Source organism: Burkholderia sp. APQ4-4ca, from assembly GCF_057837105.1.
In genome coordinates this window covers 13,320-27,704 of the sequence record NZ_JBYQCG010000078.1, presented here as the reverse complement: position 1 = coordinate 27,704, position 14,385 = coordinate 13,320, and the positions used below count along the sequence as shown (strand labels likewise).

The following is a 14,385-nucleotide window of genomic DNA, read 5'->3' as shown; positions in this document are numbered from 1 at the left end:
CGCATGGACGGCAGGACAGCCGGGCTGCTGCGACGCGGCATTCTATCATCGATGGGTAATGACGGCTATTTGGCAAAAGGACATCGGTTCCTGTCCGTTTGCGACTTGCGACAATTTGACGCGCATTGCGCCGGGCTCATGTGAACCGGCGTGCGTTTTCCCCATCGAAGACCGTACACTCGCGGGTCGCGCGGCGCCGCCTCCGCCGCAGGTCCAGTCATTTCTCCCGTTTCCGGATTCATCGATGACGTTTTCTACCGTGCCGTTGCCTGCCTCCCGCTGCCCGTTCCCTCGCCGCCGCACTGCCGGCCTGCCGCTTGCGGGAGGGGCCGCGCGATGAAGTTCGACAGCTTGTGGATCGGTCAGGTCGCGCTCGCGGCGCTGATGGATGCGGCGTTCGCGATGGCGGTCGGCTCGGCGCTCCTCAAGGCGTGGCTCGGCAAGGACGGCGCGCGGCCGGTCGTCGCGCCGTCGCATTCCGCATGGCTGCGCGCGCAACATTCGCTGGCCGCAGCGGCGCTGGCGCTCGTGCTCGCCGATCTCGGCTGGCTCGTCTACGAGGCCGCGACGATGAGCGGCGCGGGGCTCGGCGGTGCGTTCGCCGCGATTCCCGTCATGCTGATGCAAACGCACACGGGCTTCGCCTGGAGCGTCGCGTTCGCCGGCGCGGTGCTGCTCGCGATCGTCGCGCTCGCGAAGCCGGACGGCCCGCTCGCGCATGCGGTGCTGTGGCTCGCGGTGATCGTGGTCGCGGCCGGCAAGGCGTCGCTCGGCCATGCGGCCGACAGCGGCGCGTTGTCCGCGGCGGTCGGCGTGCAGACGCTGCACCTGCTGGCCACCGCCGTGTGGGGCGGCCTCGTGCTCGCGGGCGGGCTCGCGGTGCTGCCGGCGCTGGGTACGTCGGTCGCGCGCGGCGCGCTGATCCGCATCGGCCAGCACCTGTCGCGCACGTCGATCGTCGCGGTCGTCTTCGTGCTCGGCACCGGCGTGCTCAACGCGATTCGCGGGCTCGGCGGCTCGCTCGCGCCGCTCGACGGCAGCACGTGGGGGCGCGTGTTGCTGCTGAAGCTGCTGCTCGTCGCGCTCGCGCTCGTGCTCGGCGGGCTCAACCGCTTCTCGGCGCTGCCGCGCCTGCGCCGCACCGCGTCGACCGAGGACGCGTACACGTTCCGCAACATCCTGCATCTCGAAGGGATGACGATGATCGGCGTGTTCGTCGCGGCGGCCGTGCTGTCGTTCAGCGTGCCGGGGTTCGCCGCGCTCGGCTGACGGCCGAACGGCGGGGCGCCGGGCGGGCGCCGGCGCGCGCCGCCGGCATGGCGCGGATGCAAAAACGACCGCCTTGTCGGGGCGGCCGTGTCGAACGCGTCGCGCGGCGCACGTGCCGCGCAACGCATCCTTCCATCTCACGCGTTCATCACCACTCGGCGACGCTGCCGTCCGCGTGGCGCCATACCGGGTTGCGCCAGCGATGGCCGGTCTTCGCCATCTCGCGCACCTTCTCCTCGTTCACGTCGATGCCGAGCCCCGGCCCTTGCGGGATCGCGACGAAGCCGTCCTCGTAGCGGAACACCTCGGGGTTGCGCAGATAGTCGAGCAGGTCGTTGCCCTGGTTGTAATGGATGCCGAGGCTCTGTTCCTGGATGAACGCGTTGTAGCTGAGCGCGTCGAGCTGCAGGCACGCGGCGAGCGCGATCGGCCCGAGCGGGCAATGCAGCGCGAGCGCGACGTCGTAGCTTTCCGCGAGCGTCGCGATCTTGCGGCACTCGGTGATGCCGCCCGCGTGCGACGCGTCCGGCTGGATGATGTCGACGTAGCCGCCCGCGAGGATGTGCTTGAAATCCCAGCGCGAGTAGAGCCGCTCGCCGAGCGCGATCGGCGTGTTGGTCTGGTTGACGATGTCGCGCAGCGCCTCGGCGTTCTCCGACAGCACCGGCTCCTCGATGAACATCAGCTTGTACGGGTCGAGCTCCTTCGCGAGCACCTTCGCCATCGGCTTGTGCACGCGGCCGTGGAAGTCGACGCCGATCCCGACGTGCGGGCCGACCGCGTCGCGCACCGCCGCGACGTTCGCGATCACCTGCTCGACCTTGTCGTAGGTGTCGACGATCTGCAGCTCCTCGGAGCCGTTCATCTTCACGGCCTTGAAGCCGCGCTCGACCACCGCGCGCGCGTTGTTCGCGACGTCGCTCGGCCGGTCGCCGCCGATCCACGAATACACCTTGATGCGGTCGCGCACCTGGCCGCCGAGCAGCGCATGCACGGGCACGCCGTGATGCTTGCCCTTGATGTCCCACAACGCCTGGTCGACGCCCGCGATCGCGCTCATCATGATCGGGCCGCCGCGGTAGAAGCCCGCGCGGTACATCACCTGCCAGTGATCCTCGATCAGGAGCGGGTCGCGGCCGACGAGATAGTCGGCCAGTTCCTGCACGGCGGCCTCGACCGTGTGCGCGCGGCCTTCGACGACCGGCTCGCCCCAGCCGATGATGCCCTCGTCGGTCTCGATCTTGAGGAACAGCCAGCGGGGCGGGACGACGAACGTTTCGAGGCGGGTGATTTTCATGACGCGAGTCTCCATGATTGACCGGCGCGCCCGCGCGGGCGCGGCGCACGATCCGTGCTTTCGCGGTTATCCTAGCGTAGTCGAATAAAAAATAGTATTAATAGCATTAATGCGCAGATAGTGGGCAGCCCGCCCGACGGAGAACGATCATTCAACGCGACCTGCATGGACAGACGGCCTTCCGGCTCGCGACGGCGATCCTGCGCGGCGACTATCCGCCCGAATCGTTGCTGCCGAGGGAACCCGACCTGATGGAGATGTACGGCGTGAGCCGCACGGTGATGCGCGAGGCGCTGCGCACGCTGACGTCGAAGGGGCTGGTCGAATCGCGGCCGAAGGTCGGCACGCGCGTGCGGCCGCGTCGTTCGTGGAACCTGCTCGATGCCGACCTGCTCGACTGGTATGCGCGCGTCGCGCCGCCGCTCGCGTTCGCGCTGAAGCTGCAGGAGATGCGCGAGATGATCGAGCCGCACGCGGCCGCGCTGGCCGCGCGCACGCATACGCCCGAAGCATTCGACGCGATCGACGACGCGGTGCGCGCGATGGCCGCCGCGCGCAACGTCGACGAATGGGTGCGCGCCGACCTGCACTTTCACCTGAGCGTGCTGGAGGCCGGCGGCAACGAGTTGCTGGTGCCGCTCGGCGCGCTGATCGATCGCACGCTCGAGGCGCAACTGCAACTGAACGCGCGCCGGGCGGACGTGTACAACGCGTCGCTTGCCGAGCATACGGCCGTCAGCGACGCGATCCGCGTGCGCGACGAGAGCGGCGCGCGCCGCGCGATGGCGACGCTGCTCGCGGTGACGCGTGCGCGGATCGAGATGTCGTGACGGACGCGGGGTGAGGCGGTGCCGTCAGGCGTTCGCGCAGCCGCCCGGCTTGTGGATGCGTTCCGTCGACGGCGGGTATTTCGAGAGCAGGCTCGCCGGCCGTCGCGGCCGCGCGACCAGGTCGCCGCCGCAGTTCGGGCAGCGCCCCTTCAGCACGTCGTCCGCGCAGGTCGCGCAGAACGTGCATTCGAACGTACAGATGCGCGCGTCCGCCGAGTCGGGCGGCAGGTCCTTGTTGCAGCATTCGCAGCCGGGGCGCAGTTCGAGCATGATCGTCTCCTGGGTCGATGAGGGATGGGCGCCGCCCGGACATTGCGTGCGGCACGTGCGAGCGCTACTGTACGCGTTTGGATCGGCCCGGCCAACGGTGTCCCGCTCGGGCGCCGGCGCTGCGCACGGGCTGCACCGGGAGACGACCATGCTTTATCGCGGAAGCTGTCATTGCGGGGACGTGACGTTCGAGGCGGAAGGCGACCTGCAGGGCGTGATGGCGTGCAACTGCTCGATCTGCCGGCGCAAGGGCGCGCTGATGTGGTTCGTGCCGCGCGACCACATGAAGCTGCTGACGCCCGACGAGAACCTCGCGACCTACATGTTCAACAAGCACGTGATCCGGCATCGCTTCTGCAAGCGCTGCGGGATTCACGCGTTCGGCGAGGGCGTCGATCCGAAGGGCACCGCGATGGCCGCGATCAACGTGCGCTGCATCGACGGCGTCGACCTCGACGCGCTGCCCGTCACGTACTACGACGGCCGCTCGCACTGAGCGGCGCGCCGTTGCGGGCGCCTGCGCGGCGCGGCCCGATCACGACGGTTGCGCGGCCGCCGCGTTCGGCGCAGGCGTCTCCGCCTGCGGCGCCGGGCCGGCGGTGCGCGTGCCGGTGTCGGCCGGGCGTTCGATCAGCGGTGCGAGCGCCGGCGCCATCGACTTCAGCAACTGCACGGCCATCGCGCTCGTGAAGTCGTAGCGCGCCGCATACGGTTCGTGCGCGGTCGCCGTCAGCACGCCGAAGAACCGGTCGCCGATCGCGAACACGAAGGTGCCGCTGCGGTTGACCTTGCGCGACTCGATCAGCCGCGCGCCACGGGCGTAGACGTTGAAGCGCTGGTCGCCCGTCCCGGTCTTGCCGTACACGTCGAGCGTCTTGCCGTCCGGCAGCGTGAGCCCGCCCGCGAGGCGGCGCGCGGTGCCGTGGAGCACGACGTCGCGCAGCAGCGTGTGCGCCACGTTGACGATCTCCGGCGCCAGCATCGGCTGCGGCTGCGCGGCCGCGCGCACGAAGCGGGTTTCGTACGGCGTGCCCTTCGCGAAATCGAGCCGTGTGATCGTCTCGGTCGGCGCTTTCTGGCCGCCGTTCGCGATCAGGCCGATCAGTTTCGCGAGCGCGTCGGGCTGGTCGCCCGATGCGCCGATCGCGGCCGCATACGACGGCGTCACTTCCGCGAACGGGTAGCCGAGCGCGCGCCACGACTTCGTGATCTCCGCGTACGCGCGCAGTTCGACCATGCGGCGGATGCGCCGGTCCTGCGTCGCGTGGTAGCGGGTCTTGTACAGCCACGAATACGTGTAGAAACGCGCATCGCGGCTGTCGCGCTGCACCTCGGCGAGCGACGCGGCCGGATGCGCGCGCAGGTAGTTGAGCGTCCACAGCGCGAGCGGATGAACGCTCGCGATATAGCCGCGATCGTTGAGGTTGAAGCGGTCGATCGCGTACTTCGCGTAGAGCGCGGCGAGATCGTCGTCGGACAGCGTCGCGGCCGGCGTGCCTTTCAGTTGCGCGCGCATCTGCGCATCGAACCACGCGAGCGATTCGTTCGGCGCGACGCTGCGCAGCACCGTCGCGAGCTTTGGCGGCGATTTGCGTACGTCGCGCAGCATCAGCGCGAGCGCGTCGTCGGGCGCCTTGCCCGCATAGCGCGTGTAGTAGCGCTTCACGTAGACCTGGCTTTCTTCGTCGACGAATTGCTGCAGGTAATGCTGGCGCTGCGCGGGATCGTTGAGCCACGACGACGACGGGCCGGCCGCCTGCAGCATTTCGTAGTGGACGATGTCGCGCATCAGCCGCACGAACACGAGGTTGACCGAATGCTCGAACGCCGCGTGCAGCGTCAGGATGCGGCCGTTGTCCGACTTCTCGAAGTTGGAGAACACCTGCGCGCCGCCGCCCGTATAGAACACGTCCGGGCTCGCCGAATACTTGCGTTCGACGGACGCATCGAGCATCGCCTGCAGCGAGCGGTCGCGCGTATGCGACAGGTAGTCGAGCGCCCAGCGCGACAGCCCGTCGATCGGATCGGGTTTCACGCGCGCGAGCTCCGCGTTCGACAGGTTCGCATAGCGCGCATGCAGATCGGTGACGATCTGCAGGTACGTGATCAGCGTGCGCAGCTTCGCGGTCGAGCCGAGGTTGATGCGGCCGCCGCGATTCACGTCGAACGGCTGGTTCACGCTGTCGGTCTGCACGCGCAGCATGTTCGCGCCGTTGCGGTGCTCGTACAGCGTGAAGCTGTACGTGAGGTGCGACGGATCGTCCTTCGGCGCGAGCATCTCGAAACCGTACAGGCCGGCAGCCTGCGCGCCGTCGCGCGTCGATGCCCGCGCGAGCCGCTCGGCGACCGCCTGCTGCACGCCGTTGTCGAGCGTGCTGGTGGCCTGCAGGTCGAGCTGGTCGAGCTGGTACAGGTCGCTGATGCCGAGCGCCGACAGCAGCGACGCGCGCGCGGACGTCACGGCCTTGCGCGACACGAACGACTGCACGCGCGCGGCGGCCGGCGGCGCGCTGCGTTCGATCTGCGCGGCGAGCGCGGCATCGCGCAGCGCGGGCGAGATCACGCCGCCGTTCGACAGCAGCCGCAGGTAGCTGTCGGTCAGCTTCTGCAGTGCCGGATAGCCGCGGTTGAGGAAGTACGACGGCGCGCGCTGCGCGATCAGCAGCGACAGCGTCTCGCGGAACATCTTGCCCTGCTGGTCGACGTTGTCGCCGGTCGTCGGCGCGGACAGCACGCGGTTCACCTCGTTGAAGTCGCGGCCGTACCACGCGGCGAGACCGTCGCCGATGCCGGTGATTTCTCCGACGTGCGGCCGCGCCGCGAGCGGCACCGAGTTCAGGTAGCGCACCACGATCGTGCGGCGCGCGAGCATCGTCTGCGGGCCGTTCAGGTACGCGCGCACCGACGCGGACGCGATCTGCCGCAGCTTCTCGGGCGGCGTCGCGGTGCGGCCCTCGGGCGAATGGCGGAATTTCTCGATCTGCGTCGCGAGCGTGCTGCCGCCCGGGCGCGCCTGATGGCGGTTGACCACGTGCAGCGCCTGGTCGGCCAGCGCGCGGCTGAAGCGCCCCCAGTCGATCGCCGGGTTGCGGTTCGGTTGGTTCGCATCGAGCAGGTAGCGATCCTCGATGAACAGCAGTGAATCGGTGATCACGCGCGGCACCGTGTCGAAGTCGGCGTAGACGCGCTGCGGGAACACGGTCGCGAACAGCGGCGAGCCGGTCGAATCGAACAGCATCAGGCCCGTCTGGTCTTTCTCTTCGTAAGGGAGAAACAGCCCGCGCTCGCCGAGCGACAGCATCCGTTGCGAATCGCGCGCCTGTTCGCTGACGACGAACCCGCGCGCGAGCAACCGCTGCTGGAACGCGGGGATCATCGCGTAGCCGAAGCGCTGGTCGTACGGGCCGTTCCCGGGGAAGCGGATGTGATCGCTCGGCCCCGCCTCGACCGTGTAGCCGACGTCGCGGGTGAGCTCGGACAGGTAGCGTGCCTGCAGCCGGGATGTTTCGATCTCGGTCTGCACGAGCCGCGCGACGATCGCCACCGCGATCAGCAGCGCGGCGAGCAAAGACCACTTGACCCACGTCCAGACCGATGCGGGACCGGTCACGCGCGGGAGGATACGATTCAGCGGCCGATTCATGGCGGCGTCTCCCTGAGGGCGCGGTTGTCCGGCCACACCCCATTAAGGATTAGTGTAGTCCTCCGCAGCGGGCTGCCAAGAGCGGTTGACTACCGAGATGCGCCGGCGCAACAGGCGTGCCCGTTACGTCCCAGCGACGGGCCGACGGCCGTCGGCGCGCCTGCCGGCGTGCCGCCCCGGCCAAGCGTGGGGAGCGGGCGGCGGCGAATCGGCGAGGAAAATCGGGCGCGATTGCGTCCTTCATTTAACTGACGAAATGCTCGATCAGATGATCGACGAACAGCCGCGCCTTGCGCGGAAAGTGCCGGCGGCTCGGGTACGCGACATTCATCTCGAGGGTTTCGAGCCGATAGCCGGGCAGCAGCGCGAGCAGCCGGCCGTCGTCGAGATCCGGCTTGACGAGGAAATCGGGCAGGACCGCGATGCCCATGCCGGACAACGCCCAGTTCCGGATCAACCCCACGTTGTTCGACGATGCGGATTTGTTCGGGCGCACGGTGGTGCGCGTCTGTTCGTGTTCGAACGACAGGTATTCGCCCGCGAAATCGGCATGGAATGCCAGGCCCGCGTGCGACGCGAGATCGTGCGGATGGCCCGGCGCGCCGTGCCTCTCGACATAGTGCGGCGCCGCGCAGACGATCCGGTTGATGCGCGTGAGCGGGCGCTTCACGAGGGTGTTGTTGCTGATGTGCTGCGACAGCAGCAGCCCGATGTCGAAACCCTCCGACACGAGATCGACGTGACGGTCCACGATCGTCACTTCCGGCACGATCGCCGGATGGCGCGTCTTGAACGCGTCGATGGCCGGCGCGAGCACGTGCATGCCGAACATGACAGGCGCGGCGATTTTCAGCGAGCCGATCGGTTCGTGATGCATCGACGCGATCGTTTCCTCGACCCGGTCGATTTCGTCGATCACGTGGCGGATCTGCGCCAGATAGAGGTGGCCCGCATCGGTCAGCGACAGGCTGCGGGTGGTGCGATTCAGCAGGCGTGCGCCGAGCCGATCCTCGATGCTCATCACGAGCCGGGTGGCCGACGAGTTGGAGATGTTCAGTTCCGTGGCTGCGCGCGCGAAACTGCGAAGTTCGGCGACCTTGACGAATAGTCGCATCGGTAGGAGTTCGTCCATTTTTTTATCGATAAACAGAAAGTGTTGATTGAATTCTATCTATCGGATTGCAGAATTTTAACGACCGGTTTTAACGAATGATTATTATGGAATCGCGTATTTATCGGGTGTGCGAACGGTCGGAGAATGATGGGTTCCCGGGCGTTAAGGCGTTGAATTGGCGATTTGATTCAGTATGCCATTAAACCTTTTTTAGGGGTTTGTATTTAGTAATTGTACGAAAATATAGGCGAGTTTTTTCGTTAAAGCATCGGACGTTATCGATGCAAGGTGATGCCGAACCGTATACGTCCCTGTTGCGTTGGTGGCTTCGCGCGCTCGTGCCGACGCACGGCCTCGACGGAACGGTGGATCGGGTAGTCGTACGCAGTCGGGTTCGACGCATCGCGGCGGCTGAGCGCGCGTGGCGCCGGATCCGTGTTCTGTGCGGCGTGCAAGTCGCCGGGCATGATCGTGTCGGGCGGCGGCGAGTGCACGACGACCGTGATGGGCAAGGTCGTCGCGCTCGAACACGACCTGTGCCAGTGCCACTGCACGCCGCAGCCGAAACTGATCCCGTCGCAGGCGACGGGGACGATCTCGGGCTGAGCCCCGCCGCGCGCAGGCGCTCGTCGCCCGCGCGGCATCGAGACGCCGATGTCCGCCGTCAGACGCTGCCTGCGGTCTCGATCACGAGGATGCGCGCGACGCCGAGCGGATGTGCGACGTGCTCGGTGCCGACCGTCGCATGGAAGACGTCGCCCGTCTCGAGCACCGTCGCATGCTCGACGCCTGCGTCGCGGTAGCGCATCTCGACGCGGCCATCGAGCACCGCGAACACCTCCTCGCCGTCGTTCACGTGCCAGCGATACGGCTGGTCGGCCCAGTGGAGCCGGACCGTGATGCCGTTCAGGTTCGCGATGTCGAGCGCATCCCACGCGCGGTCCGCCGTGAATGCGGCACTCCGGACGATCTTCATCGATGTGTTCTCCGGCACGCGTGTGTGCCGCTTTCCCGTGATTTTTCCGACATCCGTATTCAGCGCGCCGTCGCGCGCAGCGCCTGCTCGACGATCTGCTTGCGCTTCGCGAAGCCGGCTGCCGTCCGTTCGGTGACGCGCGTCACGACCGCCGCCGGCGCGGTGTCGGGCGAGCCGGCGTCGAATGGCGGCGCGGGCGCATATTCGAGCTGCAGCTGGATCGCCTGCGCTTCTTCGTCGCCGACCAGCTCCGCGGCGATCGTCAGCGCGAAGTCGATGCCGGCCGTCACGCCGCCGCCCGTGACCAGGTTGCCGTCGCGCACGACGCGCTCGCGCACCGGTATCGCGCCCAGCGGTTCGAGCAGCGAGTGGAACCGCCAGTGCGTCGTCGCGCGCCGTCCGCGCAGCAGGCCGGCCACGCCGAGCAGCAGCGCGCCCGTGCAGACCGACGTCACGTAGCGCGCGGCGGCCGCGCGCTGCTGCACGAACGCGATCGTGTCGGCATCGAGCAGCAGCTCGTTGATGCCGATTCCGCCCGGGATGCAGATCACGTCGAGCGGCGGGCAGTCGTCGAACGTGCAGGTGGGCGCGAGCGCGAGGCCGCTGCTCGACGCGACCGCGTCGCGCGACTTCCACACCAGATGGACGGCCGCATCGGGCAACGACGCGAGCACGTCGTGGGGGCCGGTGAGGTCGAGTTGCTGGACGCCCGGAAAGACGAGAAGGCCGATATGCAGGGTCATGCGAAGACTCCGTCGGGAAGGGAACGCGTGCCGTTCGGCACGGGATGGACAGATCGATTCTAGGCGCGTAGTGTTTGGCGAAATTGCCATATCACCCACGCTTTCAGCCAATCTCCATGCCTGCCACCGCCCCGCGTTCGATCCTGGTCCTCGCGTTTCCCCGTGCGCAGCTGCTCGATGTGACCGGGCCGCTGCAGGTGTTCGCGTCCGTGAACGAGCTCGCGCTGGAGCGCGGGCAGCCGGCGCCGTATGCGCCGCGCGTCGTGGCCGTCGAAGCCGGGCCCGTCGAGACGTCGTCCGGCCTCGTCGTGATGGCCGAGTCGCGGCGCGCGGCCGCGCGCCGTCCCGATACGCTGATCGTCGCCGGCGGCAAGGGCGTGCATGCGGCGTCGAAGGATGCGCGGGTGGTGCGCTGGGTGCGGCAGCAGGCCGCTCGCGCGCGGCGCGTCGCGTCGGTCTGCACCGGCGCGTTCCTGCTCGCCGAGGCCGGCCTGCTCGACGGGCGGCGCGCGGTCACGCACTGGGCGCGCTGCGACGAATTCGCGGCGCGTTACCCGAACGTGCGCGTCGAGCCGGACCCGATCTTCATCCGCGAAGGCGCGCTGTGGACGTCGGCCGGCGTGACGGCCGGCATCGATCTCGCGCTCGCGCTCGTCGAGGAGGATCTCGGGCGGGCGACCGCGCTCGACGTCGCCCGCGAACTCGTCGTGTTCCTGAAGCGTCCGGGCGGGCAGGCGCAGTTCAGCACGATGCTGTCGATGCAGCGCACCGCCGACCGGTTCGGCGAACTGCACGCGTGGATGGCCGAGCACCTGACGGCCGACCTGTCGGTGCCCGCGCTCGCCGAGCGCGTGAGCATGAGCGAGCGCAGCTTCGTGCGCCACTATCGTGCGGAGACCGGCCGCACGCCGGCGCGCGCGGTCGAGCAGATCCGGGTCGAGGCCGCGCAACGCCTGCTCGGCGAAACGGCGTGGCCCGTCAAGCGGATCGCCGGGCGGTGCGGCTTCGGTTCCGAGGAGACGCTGCGACGCAGTTTCGTGCGCGTGCTCGGCGTGTCGCCGCAGGGATATCGCGAGCGGTTCGTGCGGTGATGGACGACGGATGAGCGGGGCCGGCGCGGGCGCTGCCCGGAACTGAACGGAAACCGGTCGGTTTCCAGTCCGAAGCGCTGAAACTATTCAGGATCGGACAACAATAGGTGGGGGCTTGTGCCGCGCCTGCCGCGCGCTCTATTCTGTTCCGTTGGCGATTCGAAAGAGGGAAGCAGCATGGACCGAATCCAGGCAATGGAGGTTTTTACCCGCGTGGTCGACGCGAACAGTTTCACGCGGGCGGCCGACACGCTCGCGATGCCGCGCGCGTCGGTGACGACCATCATCCAGAATCTCGAGGCGCTGCTCGGCGTGCGCCTGATGCACCGGACGACGCGCCGGCTGTCGCTGACGCCGGAGGGCGCCGCGTACTACGAGCATTGCATGAAGATCATCGCGGAAATCGCCGAGGCCGACGCGAGTTTCCAGGCCGGCAACCGCAAGCCGAGCGGCGTGCTGCGCGTCCACATGCCGAGTTCGCTCGGGCGGCGCGTCGTGCTGCCGTCGCTGTCGATCTTCCGGCAGCGCTATCCGGACATCACGCTCGAGTTGGGGCTGTCCGACCGCTACGTCGATCCGGTCGAGGAGGGCATCGACTGTATGATCCGGGTCGGCCCGCTCGAGGATTCGTCGATGGTCGCGCGGCGCATCGGGATGCTCAAGCGCGTGACGTGCGCGTCGCCCGACTACCTCGCCCGTCACGGCGAGCCGAACGAGATTGCCGATCTCGTCGAGCATCATGCGGTGAATTTCCGCGCGAGCCACGGCGCGCGGGCGATTCCGTGGGTGTTCATGATCGACGGCAAGCCGTTCGAGGTGCGGATGAACGGCAGCGTCACGGTCAACGATTCGGATGCGTACGTGACGTGCGGGCTCGAAGGCTTCGGGATGATCCAGCCGACGCTGTTCATGGTGCTGCCGCACCTGCTCGACGGCTCGCTGGTCGAGGTGCTTCCGGATAGCAATCCGAAGCCGAAGCCGATCTCCATCGTGTATCCGCACAACCGGCATCTGTCGCAGAAGGTGCGCGTGTTCGCCGACTGGATCGCGGAGGTGTTCGAGTCGACGCCGGCGCTGGAGGGTGGGGAGAACTGGCGGGGGAAGGTGGGGGTGGAGGCGGCGGAGGCGCGGCGCGGAGCGGTGGTGGCGTAGTCGCGGCGCGCGGGCTGAGGGACGGGCAACGCGTGACACCGTGTGCGCTGGATGAAGCAATGAAAAAAGCCGCTGTTTCTTTCGAAACAGCGGCTTTTCGCATTTGGTGGCGAATCAGGGATTCGAACCCCGGACCTGCGGATTATGATTCCGTCGCTCTAACCGACTGAGCTAATTCGCCGTGAAGACTTGAATTATGTCGATCGGCCGGTCGGCTGTCAATACCTTTTTCCATCTTTCCCGAAAAAAGATGCCAGCCGCCGTGCTGATCTCCATCGCGGGCGGTAGCCGGCCACCGGAAGGCGCCCCTCCGCCGGCCGTCCCCCGCCGCGGACCCAACATCAATCCTGCGCGTAGATGTCCGAGTCCTTCGTCTCCTTGACGAACAGCAGGCCGATCACGAACGTGGCCAGCGCGATCACGATCGGATACCAGAGTCCCGAGTAGATGTCGCCCTTCGCCGCGACGATCGCGAACGCGGTCGCCGGCAGGAAGCCGCCGAACCACCCGTTGCCGATGTGATAGGGCAGCGACATCGACGTGTAGCGGATCCGCGTCGGGAACATCTCGACCAGCATCGCGGCGATCGGGCCGTAGACCATCGTCACGTAGATCACGAGGATCGTCAGGATCACGATCGTCATCGGCCAGTTGAGCTGCGCCGGGTCGGCCTTCGCCGGGTAGCCGGCCCCCTTCAGCGTCGATGCGAGCGTCTTGTCGAATGCCGCGCCCTGCGCCTTCGCGTCGGCCGCCTTGCCGTCGTAGGTCGGGAGCACCGTGTCGCCGACCTTGATCTGGGCCTGCGTCCCGGCCGGCGCCGCGACGTTCTCGTAGTTCAGGCCGGCCTTGGCGAGCGCGCTCTTCGCGATGTCGCACGAGCTGGTGAACTTCGACGTGCCCACCGGGTTGAACTGGAACGAGCAGGTGGCCGGATCGGCGATGACCGTGATCGGCGCCTTCTGCGTCGCGAGTTCGAGCTGCGGGTTCGCGTAGTGCGTGAGCGCCTTGAACAGCGGGAAGTAGGTCAGCGCCGCGATCAGGCAGCCCGCGAGGATGATCGGCTTGCGGCCGATCTTGTCCGACAGCGACCCGAAGAACAGGAAGAACGGCGTGCCGATCAGCAGCGCGATCGCGATCAGGATGTTCGCGCTCGCGCCGTCGACCTTCAGCGTCTGCGTGAGGAAGAACAGTGCGTAGAACTGGCCCGTGTACCACACGACGGCCTGGCCGGCCGTCAGGCCGATGAGCGCGAGGATCACGATCTTCAGGTTCTTCCACTGGCCGAATGCCTCGGTCAGCGGCGCCTTCGACGTCTTGCCTTCCGCCTTGATGCGCAGGAACACCGGCGATTCGTTCAGTTGCAGCCGGATCCACACCGACACCCCGAGCAGCAGGATCGACGCGACGAACGGCACGCGCCAGCCCCAGCTGCCGAACGCTTCCTCGCCGATGAACGTGCGCACGCCGAGGATCACGAGCAGCGACAGGAACAGGCCGAGCGTGGCCGTCGTCTGGATCCACGCGGTGTAGAAGCCGCGCCGGTTGGCCGGCGCATGCTCGGCGACGTAGGTCGCCGCGCCGCCGTACTCGCCGCCGAGCGCGAGGCCCTGCAACAGCCGCATCGCGATGAAGATCACGGGCGCGGCGATGCCGATCGACGCGTAGCCGGGCAGGAAGCCGACCACGAACGTCGAGACGCCCATGATCACGATCGTCACGAGGAACGTGTGCTTGCGGCCGACGAGGTCGCCGAGCCGGCCGAACACGATCGCGCCGAACGGCCGTACCGCGAAGCCGGCCGCGAAGCCGAGCAGCGTGAAGATGAACGCGGCGGTCGGATTGACGCCGGAGAAGAAGCTCTTGCTGATGTAGGCCGCGAGCGAGCCGGCCAGGTAAAAGTCGTACCACTCGAACACGGTGCCGAGCGACGATGCGAAGATCACCTTCTTCTCTTCGCCCGTCATCGGCGAGTGCGAAATTTGCCCGCCTAACGTTGCCAT

General features: G+C 67.7%; 12 protein-coding genes, 1 tRNA gene and 1 pseudogene. 6 read left to right on the top strand and 8 right to left on the bottom strand.

Going from position 1 to position 14,385, the window contains the following annotated elements:
• The first annotated feature begins 336 nt into the window (after positions 1 to 336).
• A complete protein-coding gene (locus AC3IFE_RS09715) occupies positions 337 to 1,269 on the top strand; it encodes a CopD family protein (RefSeq protein ID WP_489190385.1) in 933 nt (310 codons plus the stop codon).
• Between the two features lie 148 nt (positions 1,270 to 1,417).
• On the opposite strand, the gene dgoD is transcribed toward AC3IFE_RS09715, so the two are convergent.
• Entirely contained in the window at positions 1,418 to 2,566 is a 1,149-nt protein-coding gene (dgoD, locus tag AC3IFE_RS09710) for a galactonate dehydratase (RefSeq protein ID WP_089468379.1), read from the bottom strand.
• A gap of 146 nt (positions 2,567 to 2,712) precedes the next feature.
• Here dgoD and AC3IFE_RS09705 point away from each other — a divergent pair, with 146 nt between their 5' ends.
• Positions 2,713 to 3,396 carry a FadR/GntR family transcriptional regulator gene (locus tag AC3IFE_RS09705; RefSeq protein WP_489190386.1) on the top strand — a complete coding sequence of 228 codons (684 nt, stop codon included), beginning with the start codon at positions 2,713 to 2,715 and terminating at the stop codon, positions 3,394 to 3,396.
• Positions 3,397 to 3,420: 24 nt separating this feature from the next.
• Here the strand turns inward: AC3IFE_RS09705 and AC3IFE_RS09700 are convergent, their stop codons facing one another.
• Positions 3,421 to 3,666 (bottom strand): DUF1272 domain-containing protein, encoded by a 246-nt coding sequence (locus tag AC3IFE_RS09700; RefSeq protein ID WP_489190384.1) that lies wholly within the window; start codon positions 3,664 to 3,666, stop codon positions 3,421 to 3,423.
• Positions 3,667 to 3,814: 148 nt separating this feature from the next.
• Between AC3IFE_RS09700 and AC3IFE_RS09695 the strand changes: the two genes are divergently transcribed.
• Positions 3,815 to 4,162 (top strand): GFA family protein, encoded by a 348-nt coding sequence (locus AC3IFE_RS09695; RefSeq protein WP_489190383.1) that lies wholly within the window; start codon positions 3,815 to 3,817, stop codon positions 4,160 to 4,162.
• A gap of 39 nt (positions 4,163 to 4,201) precedes the next feature.
• Here the strand turns inward: AC3IFE_RS09695 and AC3IFE_RS09690 are convergent, their stop codons facing one another.
• Complete coding sequence (locus tag AC3IFE_RS09690) at positions 4,202 to 7,309, bottom strand: transglycosylase domain-containing protein (RefSeq protein ID WP_489190382.1); 3,108 nt, start codon at positions 7,307 to 7,309, stop codon at positions 4,202 to 4,204.
• A 244-nt stretch (positions 7,310 to 7,553) separates the two neighbouring features.
• Positions 7,554 to 8,441: a LysR family transcriptional regulator gene (locus tag AC3IFE_RS09685; RefSeq protein ID WP_089468374.1), complete on the bottom strand. Its 888-nt coding sequence runs from the start codon at positions 8,439 to 8,441 to the stop codon at positions 7,554 to 7,556.
• Between the two features lie 414 nt (positions 8,442 to 8,855).
• On the opposite strand from AC3IFE_RS09685, the pseudogene AC3IFE_RS09680 reads away from it, so the two are divergent.
• Positions 8,856 to 9,029 (top strand): annotated as a pseudogene (locus tag AC3IFE_RS09680) (PAAR domain-containing protein); the annotation flags it as partial.
• Positions 9,030 to 9,087: 58 nt separating this feature from the next.
• Here AC3IFE_RS09680 and AC3IFE_RS09675 read toward each other — a convergent pair.
• Both AC3IFE_RS09675 and AC3IFE_RS09670 read right to left on the bottom strand, forming a co-directional pair.
• A complete protein-coding gene (locus AC3IFE_RS09675; RefSeq protein WP_489190381.1) occupies positions 9,088 to 9,399 on the bottom strand; it encodes a cupin domain-containing protein in 312 nt (103 codons plus the stop codon).
• 59 nt (positions 9,400 to 9,458) lie between these two features.
• A complete protein-coding gene (locus AC3IFE_RS09670) occupies positions 9,459 to 10,142 on the bottom strand; it encodes a DJ-1/PfpI family protein (protein WP_089468373.1) in 684 nt (227 codons plus the stop codon).
• Positions 10,143 to 10,258: 116 nt separating this feature from the next.
• On the opposite strand from AC3IFE_RS09670, the gene AC3IFE_RS09665 reads away from it, so the two are divergent.
• Both AC3IFE_RS09665 and AC3IFE_RS09660 read left to right on the top strand, forming a co-directional pair.
• Positions 10,259 to 11,233: a GlxA family transcriptional regulator gene (locus tag AC3IFE_RS09665; RefSeq protein ID WP_489190380.1), complete on the top strand. Its 975-nt coding sequence runs from the start codon at positions 10,259 to 10,261 to the stop codon at positions 11,231 to 11,233.
• A gap of 177 nt (positions 11,234 to 11,410) precedes the next feature.
• A complete protein-coding gene (locus AC3IFE_RS09660) occupies positions 11,411 to 12,385 on the top strand; it encodes a LysR family transcriptional regulator (protein ID WP_489190379.1) in 975 nt (324 codons plus the stop codon).
• 104 nt (positions 12,386 to 12,489) lie between these two features.
• On the opposite strand, the gene AC3IFE_RS09655 is transcribed toward AC3IFE_RS09660, so the two are convergent.
• Both AC3IFE_RS09655 and AC3IFE_RS09650 read right to left on the bottom strand, forming a co-directional pair.
• A tRNA-Met gene (locus AC3IFE_RS09655) sits at positions 12,490 to 12,566 on the bottom strand.
• Between the two features lie 160 nt (positions 12,567 to 12,726).
• Positions 12,727 to 14,385, bottom strand: a complete 1,659-nt coding sequence (locus AC3IFE_RS09650; RefSeq protein WP_089468362.1) for an MFS transporter — start codon at positions 14,383 to 14,385, stop codon at positions 12,727 to 12,729.